Genomic DNA, 14,969 nt, shown 5'->3' on the forward strand with positions numbered 1-14,969 from the left:
CAAGCCCGGTCGAAAAGACGATTCACATACCCTGAACCGGGCGCTCCTGGGCAATCACAGGGTCTTTCGCCTCATCGGCGGAGACCGGGAAATTGACGCGATACAACTCGACGACATGAGGGTGGTTCAAGGCACGCTGATGCAGAGCCGCAATGTATTCGCCAATCAAGCCCGCAAAAAGCAATTGCACCGAGCCAAAGAGGAAAATACCAATCAACAATGGAGCCTGTCCCAGGGGGAATTGGCTCCAGAAAAGCAGCTTGGCACACAAATAGAGCAGTGCGATCACCGCCCCCAGCACCGACATGACAGCCCCCGTCAGAGTGGCCAGACGAATCGGCGCCCGGGACATATTGGTCAACCCCAGGATCGATATCTCCAGCAATGTCAGCAAATTGTTCTTCGTGACACCAAACTTGCGAGGCGCTTTGTCAAAAGGGACTGTCTCAATAGGCAGCCCCAACTCCGAGACCAGGCCACGGATATAAGGGTAGGGTCCCCCCAGTCGACGGATCAACTCAATGACACGCCGGTCATACAGACCAAAGCCTGTGAAAGCAGCGATGGGCTTGGCCTCGGAGACGGCCTGGATGATCTTGTAATAAAGCTTGCGAGCCCAACCGATCCAACCTGTTTTCACCGGTTGCTTGTAGACCGCCGCCACCACGGAAGCGCCCTGCTCCCACCGGGCGATCAATTCAGGGATCAGCTCTGGCGGATCTTCCAGATCGGCGGCCATGGCGATCACGGCAGCCCCCCTGGCCTGCATCAGTGCGTGAGCAGGAGAGCGGACCTGACCGAAGTTCCGGGCATTCACAATCAAACGCACAGAGGGGTCAGTGCGGCAGATTTTTTCGATGCGAAGTGCTGTTCCGTCTTCTGACTTGTTGTCAATGAAAATGATTTCCAGCTCATAACGTGCGACCAATTCCGCTGTTGCCAGCCGGATTCGCTGGTGCAAAGACTCCACGTTGTCCTGTTCGTTGAAACAAGGCACCACGATGCTGATCAAGGGTTTCATCGTCTGGGGCCCTCACACTTTGGGAGCGGAGGCTTGCTGAGCTTCTTCATGGTATTCATCATCGACATTGATATCCCAGATTTCCTGCTTGTCCGTGCGGCCCTCAACGATCAAATCAACCGCCTTCTTGGCCGTCAGCATGGAATGGTCCTGGTTGTTGTAGCGATGCATGCCATTGCGACCGACCAGGAACAGGTTTTCAATCGAGTCAAGCTCAGTGCGCAATTGATCAAAATTTGCGTAGGCGGATCCGAAATACCCTGGATAAGCCTTTGGAACACGGATCACCACAGCATCCAGGGCCATGGGCACGGCCGTCAGACCAATCTGGTGCATTTCAGACTGCGCCAGTGACTTCAAGTCCTCATCCTTCATCAGCCAGAGTGGATCGACGTCCTTGCAGAAGAACTCCAGCCCCATCCAGACCGTGTCGGGACGCGCCACCATGTAGGGGCTCCAGTTGTTGAACACCTGCACCCGACCCACCTGAACGCCGGGCTCCTGGATGTAGATCCAGTTGTCTTTCAAGGGTACGACCAGGCTCGAAGCGTCATACAACAAGCCCACCGTGATGAAATCCCGATATTGAAGCTCCCGCGCAACCTGTGCAGCCTTGGGTGCCCAGTCTGAAGGCAAGGCTGCAACAAGCTCCTTGATCGGCATGGTGGAAATGACCTGCGCGCAAGGCAATGTCTGCGTCTGGCCCTGGGCATCTGTTGCCTGCACTGCGGTCAAGCGTCCTTCCTGCAAAATCAGTTGGGTAGCCCGATGGCCCATGTGCAAGTGCCCGCCAGCAGCGACAAAATTGCTGGCAACAGCCTCCCACATCTGCCCAGGCCCCAATTTGGGATAAATGAACTTTTCAATCAACGAGGTTTGCGCCACCTGGCCCTGCCCCAAACCCAGCAAGTCTCGCAAGGCGTGCCAGACGGCCGACCAGATCGACAGGCTCTTGATGCGTTGCGCCCCCCATTCCGCACTGATTTCATGGCAAGGCACACCCCAGACCTTTTCCGTGTACTCTTTGAAGAACTGGCGATACAGCTTGCGGCCAAAGCGGTTGATGAGAAAGTCTTCAAGCGACTTCTCACCACGAATAGGCTGAATCTTGGCCCAGGCATAACTGAGGCCAAAGGTCACGGTCTTGCACAGACCGAGCTTTCTCAAAGAAGCCAGGTTCAGCTTCAACGGGTAATCAAAAAACTGCTGGTTGTAAAAAATGCGGGACAAGCGGTCGCGCAGCAGCATCACGTCGTCACCCGACACGTGGGCCTCTGAAGAGGCTGTGCGCCCGGGCAGATCTTTGCGGGCCATACCGCGGTATTGCAGGTGCCCCAAGTCCGCTCCGGGCGCCACGGCCACCGGCAACACCTGGGCCCACCACTTCATCACCCAGTCCGACTTGGAAAAAAAACGGTGCCCACCGATGTCAATTCGGTTGCCCTTGTAATTGACAGTTCGGGAAATGCCCCCCACCTGCTGATCCGCCTCCAGCACAGTGACATTCTGATAGCCAGCCCGTTGCAGCTCACGCGCAGCCGTGAGGCCCGCCGGGCCGGCACCGATGATCACGATCGGGTCATTTGTATTCATGATGTGTTCGCTTCAGCACTCGATGCGCCAAGTTCACCTGAACAGAAGCACCTTTCGGCTGATGAAATTGGTCAGAAAAGTCACGATCGCGGCGACGCCTTTGGACACTTCTGCAGGCCACGACAACCATTCAATGCAAAAGTACAGAACCAGCTGCGTCACCCCCAAACCCAGAACACCCAGGCCAACAAAAATGAGCAGCTCAACGCGCGGGCTGTGCCGCAGTTTACGCACCTGAAAAACAAACCGGATGCTCAAGCCATAAGCAACACACACCCCGCTGACAAAGCCGATACATGCCGCCAAAGGCCAAGGCGTGCCCAAGTACCGCAGACTGAACGAGAAAACCAGCATGTCGGCCAGCAGGGCCATCCCGGAGATCAGCAGGTACCTGAAGGGCTCCCAGGTCAGCAGTGCTGCCAGCGAGCCTGATCGGCCTGGTGCATTGAAGTTCATGCTCATGGAATGCTCATGATCCGGCCCTGATCGCACTTGTATTCAAGGGTGCATCTGCAGCAGCCTTTTTCAACAAATCAGCGCACCGATAAAGATAATATGTAATTGGCTTTTTTGCGTTATCAACCGCATTCAGGTGCCACATCCCGGTATACCGCTCATCAGCCTCAAAATCAAGCACAATATAATCCAAACTTGACTTGGCAACCCGGCACAATGCAGTCAGCGTGATGCTCTGCACATTGCATACTTCATCGTCACGATCAGAAGTCTTTTTGATCTTGCAGACATCTAAATTTTGATTAAGCGCATCCAATGCTGTATGCCGTTGAATCACCTCGCGAGCGGTATCTCGATTAAACAAAATACCTGCCGTTTGTTGCACACTGAAATAACTTGGACGCCTCAACACCAGCCAGGGGGCCAGCAATTCATTGGACCAAAAGACTTGAGCCGATGGCTCAAGCGTCACACCAAATTCAGATCCATCACCTCGGGTGTGCTCAACTTCTAATGTCCAGGCACTGCGTCGATCCCAATGAGTAAACGAAAAAATCAATGCTGCCAACACAAAGATCAAACCACAACCTCGCCAACCCGGTCGCTTTTTAAAAAGGTATACCAAAAATGCCACCACCAAGCCGCCAATGACTGGGTGCGACAGAATCATAAAATTCATCATCGGAGGGTTCCCAAGATGCCCCGATATACTAAATCGATCCAATAAATTGTAAGAATATTTAAGCAAAGAAAGTGCAACAGCAAAAAACATGCTGACAATCAGTGCCCGGGTCAGGACAGGACCGATTTTTCTTTGCACCTTAGGCCAACTCAAATACAGTGGAATCAAAACATAAATAATCACCGCCATGTCTGGCGATATTCTATTTTGCGTCCCCAATGCAACGATGGTAAGTAAAGCCAAGAATTGGACACTCTTGGGACCTGAATTCTTGTACTCCATGGACAGCAAACCGGGAATTCCAGCAATCGCAAGCCAGTGCATCAGCCAATCAACGCGCCAAAATTGCAAACCACCCAAAAAAACAAATCGCAGTTGTTCATAAAACACATAGCTCAACGCGAAGCCCATGGCCGTAGCCAACAACGCGGCTCGCGCCATCGAGCGCATCGGTTCAGAGGCACTGCGAGCCCACAGGCTGAGCAAGAAGACATCCGTCAGAATGAACGTCCAGTCCATGGCTGGCCATTCACTTAAGAAGGTGAGCTTGTTAGGTCCACGAATCCAGTCAAACCACTGCGGATCAAAACGGGCACTCAAAAACTCCAGATGTGGCACACCCAATAGAGCAGCAGCAAAAATGAGAATTGGCACCCAAAGCAAGTGCAGCCAAATGAGTCGCCGCACCACCAGATGAGCCCATAAAACCATCAGCCCCCCCAGCGCCGGCAGGGGATGGATCAGGGCCGCCACCAAAAACAACACAGCGGACCAGCCATAGGAGCGCCCCAGATAGGCCGCCAACATCAGCAAGACAATGGGTTCGGAAAGCACACGCCCCGTCAGAAAGCCTTCGGCGTAGGACAGGATCCAGGTCCCGCCATAAACTGAAGGAAAAATCAGCAAGGCCAACAAACCCCAATAGCCCACCTCAGGATTCAGCAGTCGGCGGCAGAGAACATATGCCGATGCGGCAAACAAACCCAATGACAGAGCTGTCAACCAAAGAAAAACTTGGGCTGGATGCCAATGAAGGCAAAGCCAACCCAATACAGCGGGCAACAACGTGTAGTCAGCTTGGCTACCGTAGGCAAAGAACAGATCTTTTTTGAAGGTGACTGGGTCCATCGCCAGCAAGGCTTGCCCCAAGTACAGAGGACTGTCGTGGCGTATCCCGTAATACGGATGCAGGTAATAGACCAAGCACGCCACAAACAGAATGGGCAGCAGGGTGGACGCACTCTTCTTCGTCAAAAACACCATATGTCCTCGATCAATACACCAACGATGCCACGCGTGCCAAGACCACACCCAGCGACCCGCCGCGACCTCACTTCGAGTGGAATACACCACGCCTCATGGATTTTTGGATTTCCGTACCCAAAAAATCAAAAAGGCAGCCAAGCTGCCTTTTTGTGACGGAACGATATCCGATTAACCGCGGCAAGAACCTGGCAGGAACTTGGGCAGGATCCCGGAGGTGGCAGCCGGGCCGCACTTCCACATGTACACAGGGCTACCGGCGTTAGCTGCGGACATGGGGTTGGCGCTGTCGACGTACGGAGTCAGCGTGAGGGACTGGCCGTCGATGTTCGTGTCATTGAAGCCGGTGGCCTTTGCACTGATCACACCAGCCGACGAGGTGGTGACGGTCGAGACGTATTTGGATGCAGAGCCACCCGTCTGCTCGCAACCCCAACCATTGGCGCCAGTAGGCAGGCTACCGCTGGAGGCAGATTGGTACACCTCAGTGATCGTGGTACGGCACGAGGACGCGGCCAGAACCACTTCGGCAATCTTGGCCTTCTTGGTGTAGTCCTGGTAAGCCGGCAGAGCCACGGCAGCCAAGATGCCGATGATCGCGACCACGATCATCAATTCGATCAGGGTGAAACCCTGTTGGACGGTACGCTTCATGTGAAAACTCCTGAAATGAAGGGGAAGAGCGGTCGAGTTCAGCAGATTCCGTGCCATGCGAATCCAGCGGTTTTGTGCGCAGCTTGATGCCCTGAAGGCCTTTTGATTTCCAAAGGTGTCATATGTGTATTTTTGCTGCTTCCGAGAGGACAAATTTGTCAGAACAAAATTGTCACCCCATCCCTCAGATCTCGAACACATCGCCCGAAGCGAGCCACGCCAGGGTCAAGGGCCATCCCACGGGGTGCTCGGCCTGTTGTTCCAGGGCCTGAAGTTGGGCCGCGATGTCGGCCGTCTCGGAGGGCTTGGTGTGGGTGATGTGGATCGGGAACCCCGGCTGCTCACCCAGCAGGCGCAGTTGTTCGATCAGGCTGGTGGGTGACAGGTGGCGGCTGCGCACGGCAAGTTCATGCTCCGCCTCGCCAAAGGCTGTCTCGATCACCAGGGCCTTGACGGGCAGTTGCCGGATGCGGGCCCAGAAAGCAGGGTGGCCGCAGGTGTCGCCCGTGAAGACCCAGGCCCCACGGCCGGCATCGACAGAGAACCCCACGGCAGGCACCGCATGGTCGGCCGGCAACACCTCGATCTGACAGGGACCGCAGGACAGAACATCTCCGCATTCGAACGGATGAAGAGTGACAAAGGGCCGGGCAGGGTTGGGGAGGCGGGTGAAATCGGGCCAGATGACGTCGTTGAACACATGCTGCCGCAAGGCATGCAGGGTTTGCGGCAAGGCGCGCACGCGCAACGGGCTTTGGCGCCATTTGCTCACAGCATCCAGCATCAGGGGCAAGGCGGCGATGTGGTCCAGGTGGGAATGGGTCAGGAACACATCATCGACGCGCACCATTTCCTCCAGGGTGAGCTCGCCCACACCGGTTCCGGCGTCGATGAGAACCGAGTCACCGACGAGAAACGAGGTGGTGTGGCAACCTCTGGCAATGGCGCCCGAGCAGCCAAGAACCCTGATTTTCATGCGCAAACATCCCTACTTGATGTCAAAGACCGTCACGCCATCCCAATCGTCGGGAGGGGGTGTCTGCTGGTATTGCAACAAACGCTCGCCATACATCTGACAAACCGTTACCAACGGCTCCATTTTCCGCAACTCTTTCAGCCTCTGGCTACAGGCATCCCAATTTTTTGCGCGGTAGTTCGCCAAAAATTCCGCCCATTGGGCCAACTCTTCCTGAATGCGGCGCCCCGACTCTTCACTTTCGGGCACTGGGTGAGGCGTGTGGATCAGAACGGGCTCTCCCTTGCCTTTGACGCGCACGCAATCCAGCGTTTGCCACAGCGCCTCAGGATCAGCTTGGCGACGGGTGGTGTCTCCGGCGATCACAGAGACCCCGTAAAGCCTGGACAGCCCCTCGAGGCGCGACGCCAGATTGACCGCATCACCGATCACGGTGTAGCTGCGGCGCAAGTCAGATCCCATGTCGCCGACCCGCATCACGCCTGTGTTGAGGCCGATGCCAACGCTCACGCGGGGCAGGCCCTGGGCGAGGCGCTCCTGGTTGAAGCGCGCTACCTCGTTCACCATGTCCAGGGCAGCCCGCACGGCCAGCGCGGCATGGTTGGGCAGGGCCACCGGGGCGCCCCAGAACGCCATGACGCAGTCGCCAATGTACTTGTCGATGGTGCCTTGATGACGGCGAATGCAGACAGTGAGTCGGCTGAACAGTTGGTTGAGCAAGGCCTGCACCGCCTCGGGCTCCAACCCTTCGGAGAGGTGGGTAAAACCGCGCATGTCGCAGAACATGACGGTGAGCTCGCGGCTGGCCGCACGCATGGTGTATTGATCAGGGGCCTGCAGCATCTGATCGACCAGTTCTGGTGGCACGTAGGTGCCAAAGACGTTGGCCAGCCGGCGCTTGGCACGGCTCTCCACCAGGTAGCCGTAGCTCATGTTCACGCCGAAAGTCAGCACGATCAGCAACAGGGCGCTGGCCAGGGGCAGCACCAGGCCGTGTGCACGGTACAGGGCAAAGTTGAGGCCACTGACCAGCAGCAAGCTGGCCAGGCTGGTCCACATCGCGGCGGCCGCGCTGAGCCCAGGCAGCAGCAGGGCCAAGGTCAGGCCCACGGAGGCGAGCACCAGCACTTCGTAGCCGGCAGCATAGTCTGGCCGCACCAGCAGATGCTGGTCCAGCAAACCGCTGATCAGGTTGGCGTGGGATTCCACCCCAGGGTAAATCTGCCCCACAGGCGTGGCCCGCAAGTCAAGCAGGCCCGGCGAGGTGGAGCCCACCAGCACGATGCGGCCCTGCAGGTCCTCACGCGGGGCCTTGGCCTGCAGGACGTCGATCGCCGAGACATAACGGTAGGAGCCCCCCCCGGGTCCGCCTCGCCCCCGAAAGGGCACCAGGGCCGTGCCGGAAGGGTCCAGGGGTACCCGCTCCGTGCCCGATTGGCCCTGCAGTTGCAAGGCCTCCAGCACGGGCGGTGATCCCCCTTCGCTTGGGGATTGCGCCCAGACGGGGCCACTCACCCGCAGGTCATGTGCAACGCGGTACAGGGCCAGGGCCAGGGATTCGTAATACTGCCCGTCGTGGCGAGACAGCAGAGGCAGCGAACGGACCACCCCATCCTCGTCGGTGACTGAGTTGAAAAAGCCGGCGCGCGGCGCCGCACGCGCCAATTCGGGCAGGCTGGCGCCGTAGCCATCCCAATCCAGCACTTGCAAGCCCTCTGCGGGCACTTGCGCGGCACTCAGAACGGGGGCCGGCAACTCTCCTTTGCGGCGCCCATCGCGATCGCTGGAGAAGTAATAGCCCAACACCACCGGGCGCCCCTGCAGCGCCTGAGCAAAGCGCCGGTCGTAATTCAAGCGGGGGGTGAGGTGGTCCAGTTGCTGCTTGAAGCCCGCATTGTCCTGCAGCGGGCCGTGGGCCAAGGCCTGCAGAGAGGCCAGCCCGGAGCTGGTGTCCGACTCGGAGAACAGCACGTCAAAACCCAGCGCCGCAATCCCGTAGTGCTGAAACAGGCGATCCGCCAGCAAGGCCAGTTGATCGCGCCCCCAAGGCCAATGGCCGAGTTGGGCCAGGCTTTTTTCGTCGATGTCGACGATGGCCACCCGTTCGTCCAAGGTGGCCGGCATGGTCAGACGCAGGCGAACGTCGTAGATCTGGTCGTCCAGCCGGTTCACCAGTGTGAGGGGGAGGAGGCCCAGGACATGGGCCAGCAACAGGACGGCGGGCACCAACATGACGCCACGGCGCCAGAAGTGCCGAACGCTCAAGCGGCTCGCGGTTGCCGCTACGGCAGGCCAGACCATGCGGGCCGCCTTGAAAACACTCAAACCTGGAAGAACTGCATCTGGGTGCCCGCCAGTTCCAGCACGTCGCCACTTTTCAGGGTGACGGGCTCGGCGCTGACAGGGTTCCCGTTGAGGGTTGGGAAGGTACCGCCTTCCACGTGGGCCAGCACGAAGCCATGCGGGCGACGGGTGATGGCGGCCACCGCCACACCAGGCTTGCCAATGGTGGTGACCACCTTGGTCAGACTGACCTCACGGCCAGCCGCAGAGCCTGAAAGCACCTTGATCGAACCGGCCAGGGATTCTCCGGCCTGCGTAGGGGCCGACTGGTAGCTGCCCATGGCAGCAGGCACCGTGGAAAGAGAGTCGGACAATGAAACCGGCGGCTTCACCACCATGGTCTTGTCGTATTCACTGGATTCCAGCTCGGCAATGAAGCGGATCTTGTACTTGCCGACTTCGATCGTGTCACCGCTCTGCAGTTGCTGCTTTTTGACGGCCTTGCCGTTCACATAGGTCCCGTTGGTGCTGTTGAGGTCTTCCAGCGTGACCGCCTGCCCCACCATCTGCAGCACGGCATGCTCACCGCTCACGGCCAGATTGTCGATGACGATATCGTTGTAAGGCCTCCGGCCCAGGGTGGTGCGCTCCTTGGTGAGCTGCACTTCCTTGATGACGACCCCATCGATCGATACGATCATCTTGGGCATGTTCGGTACTCCTGAAAACCTGGCTTGTTATGGATTGGTGGTGTTCGCAAAATGGCGAATCGGCAGAGCTAGCCGCCCCAAAGGCGTGACAGAAGCCTTTTCTTGGACGAGGCATCCCCCGCTCTGACCAGCAATACGCTGATATTATCGCGCCCCCCATGGTGATTGGCGATCTTGATCATTCGCGTTGCTTTCTGGGTCAATGCTTCGGGAATATTCAGCAGTTCGGCGATCTCGGTCGCCCCCATCATGTCTGACAAGCCATCCGAGCACAGCAGATAAAGATCCCCGTTCTCGACCCGGCATTCGCTGACCTCCAGGATGGCTGCGTCCTCCACCCCCATGGCACGGGTGACCAGATTGCGGTTGATGGACACTGCGGCCTGCTCAGGTGTGATCAGCCCGGCATCGACCTGCTCCTGCAACAAGGAATGGTCCTTGGTGAGCTGGGCCAATTCGCCATCACGCAGGCGATAGCAGCGCGAGTCGCCAATGTGGCCCAACATCAGGCGGGCGTCCTGAAACACGCCCATGACGAGTGTGGTGCCCATGCCCGAATACTGGGGGTTGCTGTGCGCTGCGTTGAAAATGGCCCGGTTGGCGTTGTCGACGCAGATTTCCATCGCCCGCTGGATTTCCTTGGCGTTGGCATGTCGCCCCGCCTGCGCCAACCAACGCGACAATTCGGTGCGGATGAAGGTCGTGGCCATGCCGCTGGCCACCTCGCCAGCGTTGTACCCCCCCATGCCATCAGCCAGCACGGCCAGGCAGGTCGACTCGTCAAAAGTGACGGAATCCTCATTGTTGGCACGGGCCAGACCAGGGTCCGTGAAGGCACAAAACTCGTATTTCATGGCTCAAAAACCGGGTCCGACTCAGGAACCCAGGACAACCGCGGCAGCTCCGCCAGCCTCTTGCAGCCCATGCCAAGGCATGGGCAACCCCCTCGACAGCGGAAGCACAAGGCACACAGCGCCCTGCACAGGGCCGGCTGGCGTCAACCTTGAACCACTTCGTCGATCACCCTTGACGCATCACATGACAGCGTGCTCGGCACACCTCGTCACGGCACAGGCGGGCCAGCCTGACGAGGCCTCCATGACCTCGCCAAGACAGCCCCCACAGCAGGGTGATTTGTTGACTTATTTACACAAATAAACTGATCGACACACTATCAGAGGCCCCAGGGTGGAGCAAGTCAACTGCAGCAAAAATGACAACGGGGCCAGCGCCTGGGCGCTGGCCCCGTGGTTTGATCGCAGCCTGGCAAGAAAGCCAGGTCAGGCGGCAAGTGTCTTCAGTCTGCCTTGTGGGCCGCGGCGGAGCGGGCCTGCAGCACCTTGCCCACCAGCACCACCAACACCGCACCGGTCGTCGCGGCAACGTAGTGCAGCCAGGGGTTGGCATGTGCAAAGTCGGCCAGGAAGACATCGCTGGCGATCGTCTCACCGCCCACCCAGCCGATCAGTGCAGCACCCAGCACCACGATGATGGGGAAGCGCTCCATCAGCTTGATCATCAGCGTGCTGCCGAAGATCACCAGCGGAATGCTGATGCCCAGGCCCAGGATCAGCAGCAGGTCGCTGCCCTTGGCGGCGGCAGCCACGGCGATCACGTTGTCCAGGCTCATCACCAGGTCGGCGATCAGGATGGTGCGCACGGCGGCCATCATGTTGCCCGAGGATTTGGCTTCGCCTTCTTCCTCTTCCTCTTCGCTCAGCAGCTGGACACCGATCCACAGCAGCAGCAAACCGCCTACCACCTGCAGGAACGGTAGGCCGAGCAGCTTGGCAGCCACAAAGGTCAGCACGATACGCAACACCACCGCAGCGCCGGAGCCGAACAGAATGGCCTTGCGTTGCAGTTCGGGGGGCAGCGAGCGGGCCGCCAAAGCGATCACCACCGCGTTGTCACCTGACAAGATGATGTTGATCCAGACAATCTTGATCAGACCGATCCAGAAGTCCGGGCTTTGCAGCATTTCCATGCAGTTTCTCCTGTGTTTTGAATGCAAGAAGCGCCCGAAACCTGCGTTTCGAGCGCTTCTGTTGAGTGGGAGGCCGCAGTTTAACGGCCCCTCGCGCAATGGCCGTCCGTAATATTGCTTACGGACGCCGCTGGCTTACTTGAGCTGAGCTTTCAGCAGCTTGCCCAGTTCGGACGGGTTGCGGGTCACGACGAAACCGCACTCTTCCATGATGGCGAGCTTGGCATCGGCGGTATCGGCACCACCCGAGATCAGGGCACCGGCGTGGCCCATGCGCTTGCCGGGAGGCGCGGTCACGCCAGCGATGAAGCCGACCACCGGCTTCTTCATGTTTTCCTTGCACCAGCGAGCGGCGTCGGCTTCATCGGGGCCGCCGATTTCACCGATCATGATCACGGCGTCGGTGTCCGGATCGTCGTTGAACGCCTTCATCACGTCGATGTGCTTCAGGCCGTTGATGGGGTCGCCACCAATGCCCACGGCGCTCGACTGGCCCAGGCCGACTTCGGTCAGCATGGCCACGGCTTCATAGGTCAGGGTGCCCGAACGCGAGACCACGCCGATGCGGCCCTTGCGGTGGATGTGACCCGGCATGATGCCGATCTTGATTTCGTCGGGGGTGATCAGGCCAGGGCAGTTGGGGCCCAGCAGCAGGGTGCGCTTGCCACCGGCGGCTTCCTTGGCCTTCATCTTGTTGCGCACTTCCAGCATGTCGCGGACCGGGATGCCTTCGGTGATGCAGATCGCCAGGTCCAGGTCGGCTTCAACAGCTTCCCAGATGGCAGCGGCTGCACCTGCGGGCGGCACATAGATCACCGACACGGTGGCGCCGGTTTCGGAAGCAGCTTCCTTGACGGAGGCGTAGATCGGGATGTTGAAGATCGACTCGCCGGCCTTCTTCGGGTTCACGCCAGCCACGAAGGCGTTCTTGCCGTTCGCGTATTCCTGGCACTTTTCGGTGTGGAACTGGCCAGTCTTGCCCGTGATGCCCTGGGTGATGACCTTGGTGTCTTTGTTGATGTAGATCGACATGTGTGTTCTCCGGGCTTACTTGACGGCAGCCACGATCTTGGTCGCAGCTTCGGCCATGGTGTCGGCGGCAATGATGGGCAGGCCGGATTCGGCCAGCAGCTTCTTGCCCAGCTCTTCGTTGGTGCCCTTCATGCGCACCACCAGCGGCACGGACAGGTTCACGGCCTTGCAAGCGGTGATCACGCCGTTGGCGATGGTGTCGCACTTCATGATGCCGCCGAAGATGTTGACCAGGATGCCCTTGACCTTTTCGTTCTTGAGCATGATCTTGAAGGCTTCGGTCACCTTCTCGGCCGTGGCGCCGCCGCCGACGTCCAGGAAGTTGGCCGGCTCGCCGCCGAACAGCTTGATGGTGTCCATGGTGGCCATGGCCAGACCGGCGCCGTTCACCAGGCAGCCGATGTTGCCATCCAGGCTGATGTAGGCCAGGTCGAACTTGGAAGCCTCGACTTCAGCCGGATCTTCTTCGTCCAGATCGCGGTAGGCCACGATTTCCGGGTGACGGAACAGGGCGTTGGCGTCGAAGTTGAACTTGGCGTCCAGGGCGATCAGGTTGTTCTTGCTGTCACGGTTCAGCGGGTTGATTTCAACCAGCGAAGCGTCGGTGTCCATGTAGCACTTGAACAGCTTCTGGAAGATGTCCACAGCCTGGGCGGTCGACTCGGCGGGCAGGCCGATGCCATTGGCAATGCGGGTCGCCTGCTCGGCGCTCAGGCCGGTCAGCGGGTCGATGAATTCGGTGATGATCTTCTCGGGGGTGGAGTGAGCCACTTCCTCGATGTCCATGCCGCCTTCGCTGGAGGCAATGAAGGCCAGCTTCTGCGTGGCGCGATCGGTCACGATCGACACGTAGTATTCCTTCTGGATGTCGGCGCCGTCTTCGATGTACAGACGACGGACCTTCTGGCCTTCGGGGCCAGTCTGGTGGGTCTTGAGCTGCATGCCCAGGATCTCGCCAGCCAGGCGCTTCACGTCATCGATGGACTTGGCCACCTTGACGCCGCCGCCCTTGCCGCGGCCGCCCGCGTGGATCTGGGCCTTGACGACCCAAACCGGACCGCCCAGTTTCTGGGCAGCTTCCACCGCCTCTTGAACCGTGAATGCAGGGATGCCACGGGGGACGGGCACACCAAACTGACGCAAGATTTCCTTGCCTTGGTACTCGTGAATCTTCATGAGGTCTCTCTCAGGAATGGATGATTTTCACCCGGCGACCTCGCAAAAGCCGGCGTCGGGCAGTGGACACAGCAACCTCGAAATGTATCATGCTGCCCTGCACAAACCTTGTGCGTAACTTACGTGGTTACCACAACACTGAGTCAGGAAGACATCATGGCCTTGGTTTTTATTGACGGCGAAGCAGGCACCACCGGCCTGCAAATCCGGGAGCGGCTGCAACACATGCCCGCCATCGAACTGGTGAGCATTGCGCCTGAACGACGCAAAGACCCGGCCGCCAAACGTGAGCTGCTGGCCGGCGTGGACCTGGTCATTCTGTGCCTGCACGACGATGCGGCCCGCGAGACCGTGGCTCTGGTGGACGAGCTGGAACGCAGCACCGGCCGCCCCGGCCCCAAGATCATCGATGCCTCGACCGCCCACCGCGTGAGTCCGGGCTGGGTCTACGGTTTTCCCGAACTGGCCCCGGGCCAGAAAGAGGCGGTGCGACAGGCCCGCCGCGTGGCCAACCCGGGCTGCTACGCCACCGGCGCCATCGCCTTGCTGCGCCCCCTGATTGATGCGGGCCTGCTGCCCAAGGACCACCCGGTGGCCCTGCCCTCGGTCAGCGGCTACTCGGGTGGCGGGCGCACCATGATCGAAGCCTATGAAAAAGGTGAAGCCCCCTTGTACGAGGCCTATGCGCTGGGCCTCAAGCACAAGCACATTCCCGAGATCATGGCCTGCACCGGCCTGACCCGCCGCCCCTTGTTTGTGCCCGCCGTGGGCAACTTCCGCCAGGGCATGCTGGTGCAGCTGCCGCTGCACCTGGACACGCTGCCGGGGGCACCCAAGGCCGCCGATCTGCACGACGCCCTGAGCCGCCACTATGCGGCCAGCGCCGCCGATGGGGGCTGGGTCAGCGTGCTGCCGGCCACCGAAGACGGCAAGCTCGATGCCCTGGCTCTGAACGACACCAACAAACTTGAACTGCGTGTGTTCGGCAACGATGAATTCAACCACGCCGTGCTGATCGCCCGCCTGGACAACCTCGGCAAAGGTGCCAGCGGCGCCGCCGTGCAGAACCTGCAACTGATGCTGAGCCTCTGAGCGCACCAGCCCAGGCGCAGCAAAGGCCCCGAGGGGCCTTTTTT

The 14,969-nt window shown here is 59.3% G+C and carries 13 protein-coding genes; 1 reads left to right on the plus strand and 12 read right to left on the minus strand.

Annotated features, from left to right (window positions below; translation table 11 throughout):
* Positions 1-22: 22 nt before the first annotated feature.
* The 12 genes from AC3WUT_RS18115 to sucC form a co-directional block, all read right to left on the minus strand.
* Entirely contained in the window at positions 23-1,021 is a 999-nt protein-coding gene (locus AC3WUT_RS18115; protein ID WP_492348476.1) for a glycosyltransferase family 2 protein, read from the minus strand.
* Positions 1,022-1,033: 12 nt separating this feature from the next.
* On the minus strand, positions 1,034-2,614 hold the full coding sequence (locus tag AC3WUT_RS18120) for an NAD(P)/FAD-dependent oxidoreductase (protein ID WP_492348477.1): 1,581 nt from the start codon (positions 2,612-2,614) through the stop codon (positions 1,034-1,036).
* A 33-nt stretch (positions 2,615-2,647) separates the two neighbouring features.
* On the minus strand, positions 2,648-3,076 hold the full coding sequence (locus AC3WUT_RS18125; RefSeq protein ID WP_492348478.1) for a GtrA family protein: 429 nt from the start codon (positions 3,074-3,076) through the stop codon (positions 2,648-2,650).
* Between the two features lie 7 nt (positions 3,077-3,083).
* Entirely contained in the window at positions 3,084-5,006 is a 1,923-nt protein-coding gene (locus tag AC3WUT_RS18130) for a hypothetical protein (protein ID WP_492348479.1), read from the minus strand.
* 180 nt (positions 5,007-5,186) lie between these two features.
* Positions 5,187-5,669 (minus strand): pilin, encoded by a 483-nt coding sequence (locus AC3WUT_RS18135; protein ID WP_492348480.1) that lies wholly within the window; start codon positions 5,667-5,669, stop codon positions 5,187-5,189.
* Positions 5,670-5,853: 184 nt separating this feature from the next.
* Complete coding sequence (locus AC3WUT_RS18140) at positions 5,854-6,645, minus strand: MBL fold metallo-hydrolase (protein WP_492348481.1); 792 nt, start codon at positions 6,643-6,645, stop codon at positions 5,854-5,856.
* Positions 6,646-6,657: 12 nt separating this feature from the next.
* Positions 6,658-8,946 carry a CHASE2 domain-containing protein gene (locus AC3WUT_RS18145; RefSeq protein WP_492348482.1) on the minus strand — a complete coding sequence of 763 codons (2,289 nt, stop codon included), beginning with the start codon at positions 8,944-8,946 and terminating at the stop codon, positions 6,658-6,660.
* 20 nt (positions 8,947-8,966) lie between these two features.
* A complete protein-coding gene (locus tag AC3WUT_RS18150) occupies positions 8,967-9,638 on the minus strand; it encodes an FHA domain-containing protein (protein ID WP_492348483.1) in 672 nt (223 codons plus the stop codon).
* A 68-nt stretch (positions 9,639-9,706) separates the two neighbouring features.
* Positions 9,707-10,492, minus strand: a complete 786-nt coding sequence (locus AC3WUT_RS18155) for a Stp1/IreP family PP2C-type Ser/Thr phosphatase (RefSeq protein ID WP_492348484.1) — start codon at positions 10,490-10,492, stop codon at positions 9,707-9,709.
* 443 nt (positions 10,493-10,935) lie between these two features.
* Positions 10,936-11,625, minus strand: a complete 690-nt coding sequence (locus AC3WUT_RS18160) for a TerC family protein (RefSeq protein ID WP_492348485.1) — start codon at positions 11,623-11,625, stop codon at positions 10,936-10,938.
* Between the two features lie 135 nt (positions 11,626-11,760).
* Positions 11,761-12,657: a succinate--CoA ligase subunit alpha gene (gene sucD, locus AC3WUT_RS18165; RefSeq protein WP_019573884.1), complete on the minus strand. Its 897-nt coding sequence runs from the start codon at positions 12,655-12,657 to the stop codon at positions 11,761-11,763.
* Positions 12,658-12,672: 15 nt separating this feature from the next.
* On the minus strand, positions 12,673-13,833 hold the full coding sequence (gene sucC, locus AC3WUT_RS18170) for an ADP-forming succinate--CoA ligase subunit beta (RefSeq protein WP_027474734.1): 1,161 nt from the start codon (positions 13,831-13,833) through the stop codon (positions 12,673-12,675).
* Between the two features lie 156 nt (positions 13,834-13,989).
* Between sucC and argC the strand changes: the two genes are divergently transcribed.
* Positions 13,990-14,925, plus strand: a complete 936-nt coding sequence (argC, locus tag AC3WUT_RS18175; protein ID WP_492348486.1) for an N-acetyl-gamma-glutamyl-phosphate reductase — start codon at positions 13,990-13,992, stop codon at positions 14,923-14,925.
* Positions 14,926-14,969: the final 44 nt, after the last annotated feature.

This window comes from Curvibacter sp. EU05-FHT14A10, from assembly GCF_058791075.1.

Coding starts and splice junctions, on each gene's coding strand:
- argC (WP_492348486.1), top strand. CDS start 13,990: ATGGCCTTGGTTTTTATTGACGGCGAAGCAGGCACCACCGGCCTGCAA.
- AC3WUT_RS18160 (WP_492348485.1), bottom strand. CDS start 11,625: ATGGAAATGCTGCAAAGCCCGGACTTCTGGATCGGTCTGATCAAGATT.
- AC3WUT_RS18135 (WP_492348480.1), bottom strand. CDS start 5,669: ATGAAGCGTACCGTCCAACAGGGTTTCACCCTGATCGAATTGATGATC.
- AC3WUT_RS18125 (WP_492348478.1), bottom strand. CDS start 3,076: ATGAGCATGAACTTCAATGCACCAGGCCGATCAGGCTCGCTGGCAGCA.
- AC3WUT_RS18150 (WP_492348483.1), bottom strand. CDS start 9,638: ATGCCCAAGATGATCGTATCGATCGATGGGGTCGTCATCAAGGAAGTG.
- AC3WUT_RS18145 (WP_492348482.1), bottom strand. CDS start 8,946: ATGGTCTGGCCTGCCGTAGCGGCAACCGCGAGCCGCTTGAGCGTTCGG.
- AC3WUT_RS18120 (WP_492348477.1), bottom strand. CDS start 2,614: ATGAATACAAATGACCCGATCGTGATCATCGGTGCCGGCCCGGCGGGC.
- AC3WUT_RS18155 (WP_492348484.1), bottom strand. CDS start 10,492: ATGAAATACGAGTTTTGTGCCTTCACGGACCCTGGTCTGGCCCGTGCC.
- AC3WUT_RS18115 (WP_492348476.1), bottom strand. CDS start 1,021: ATGAAACCCTTGATCAGCATCGTGGTGCCTTGTTTCAACGAACAGGAC.
- AC3WUT_RS18140 (WP_492348481.1), bottom strand. CDS start 6,645: ATGAAAATCAGGGTTCTTGGCTGCTCGGGCGCCATTGCCAGAGGTTGC.
- sucD (WP_019573884.1), bottom strand. CDS start 12,657: ATGTCGATCTACATCAACAAAGACACCAAGGTCATCACCCAGGGCATC.
- sucC (WP_027474734.1), bottom strand. CDS start 13,833: ATGAAGATTCACGAGTACCAAGGCAAGGAAATCTTGCGTCAGTTTGGT.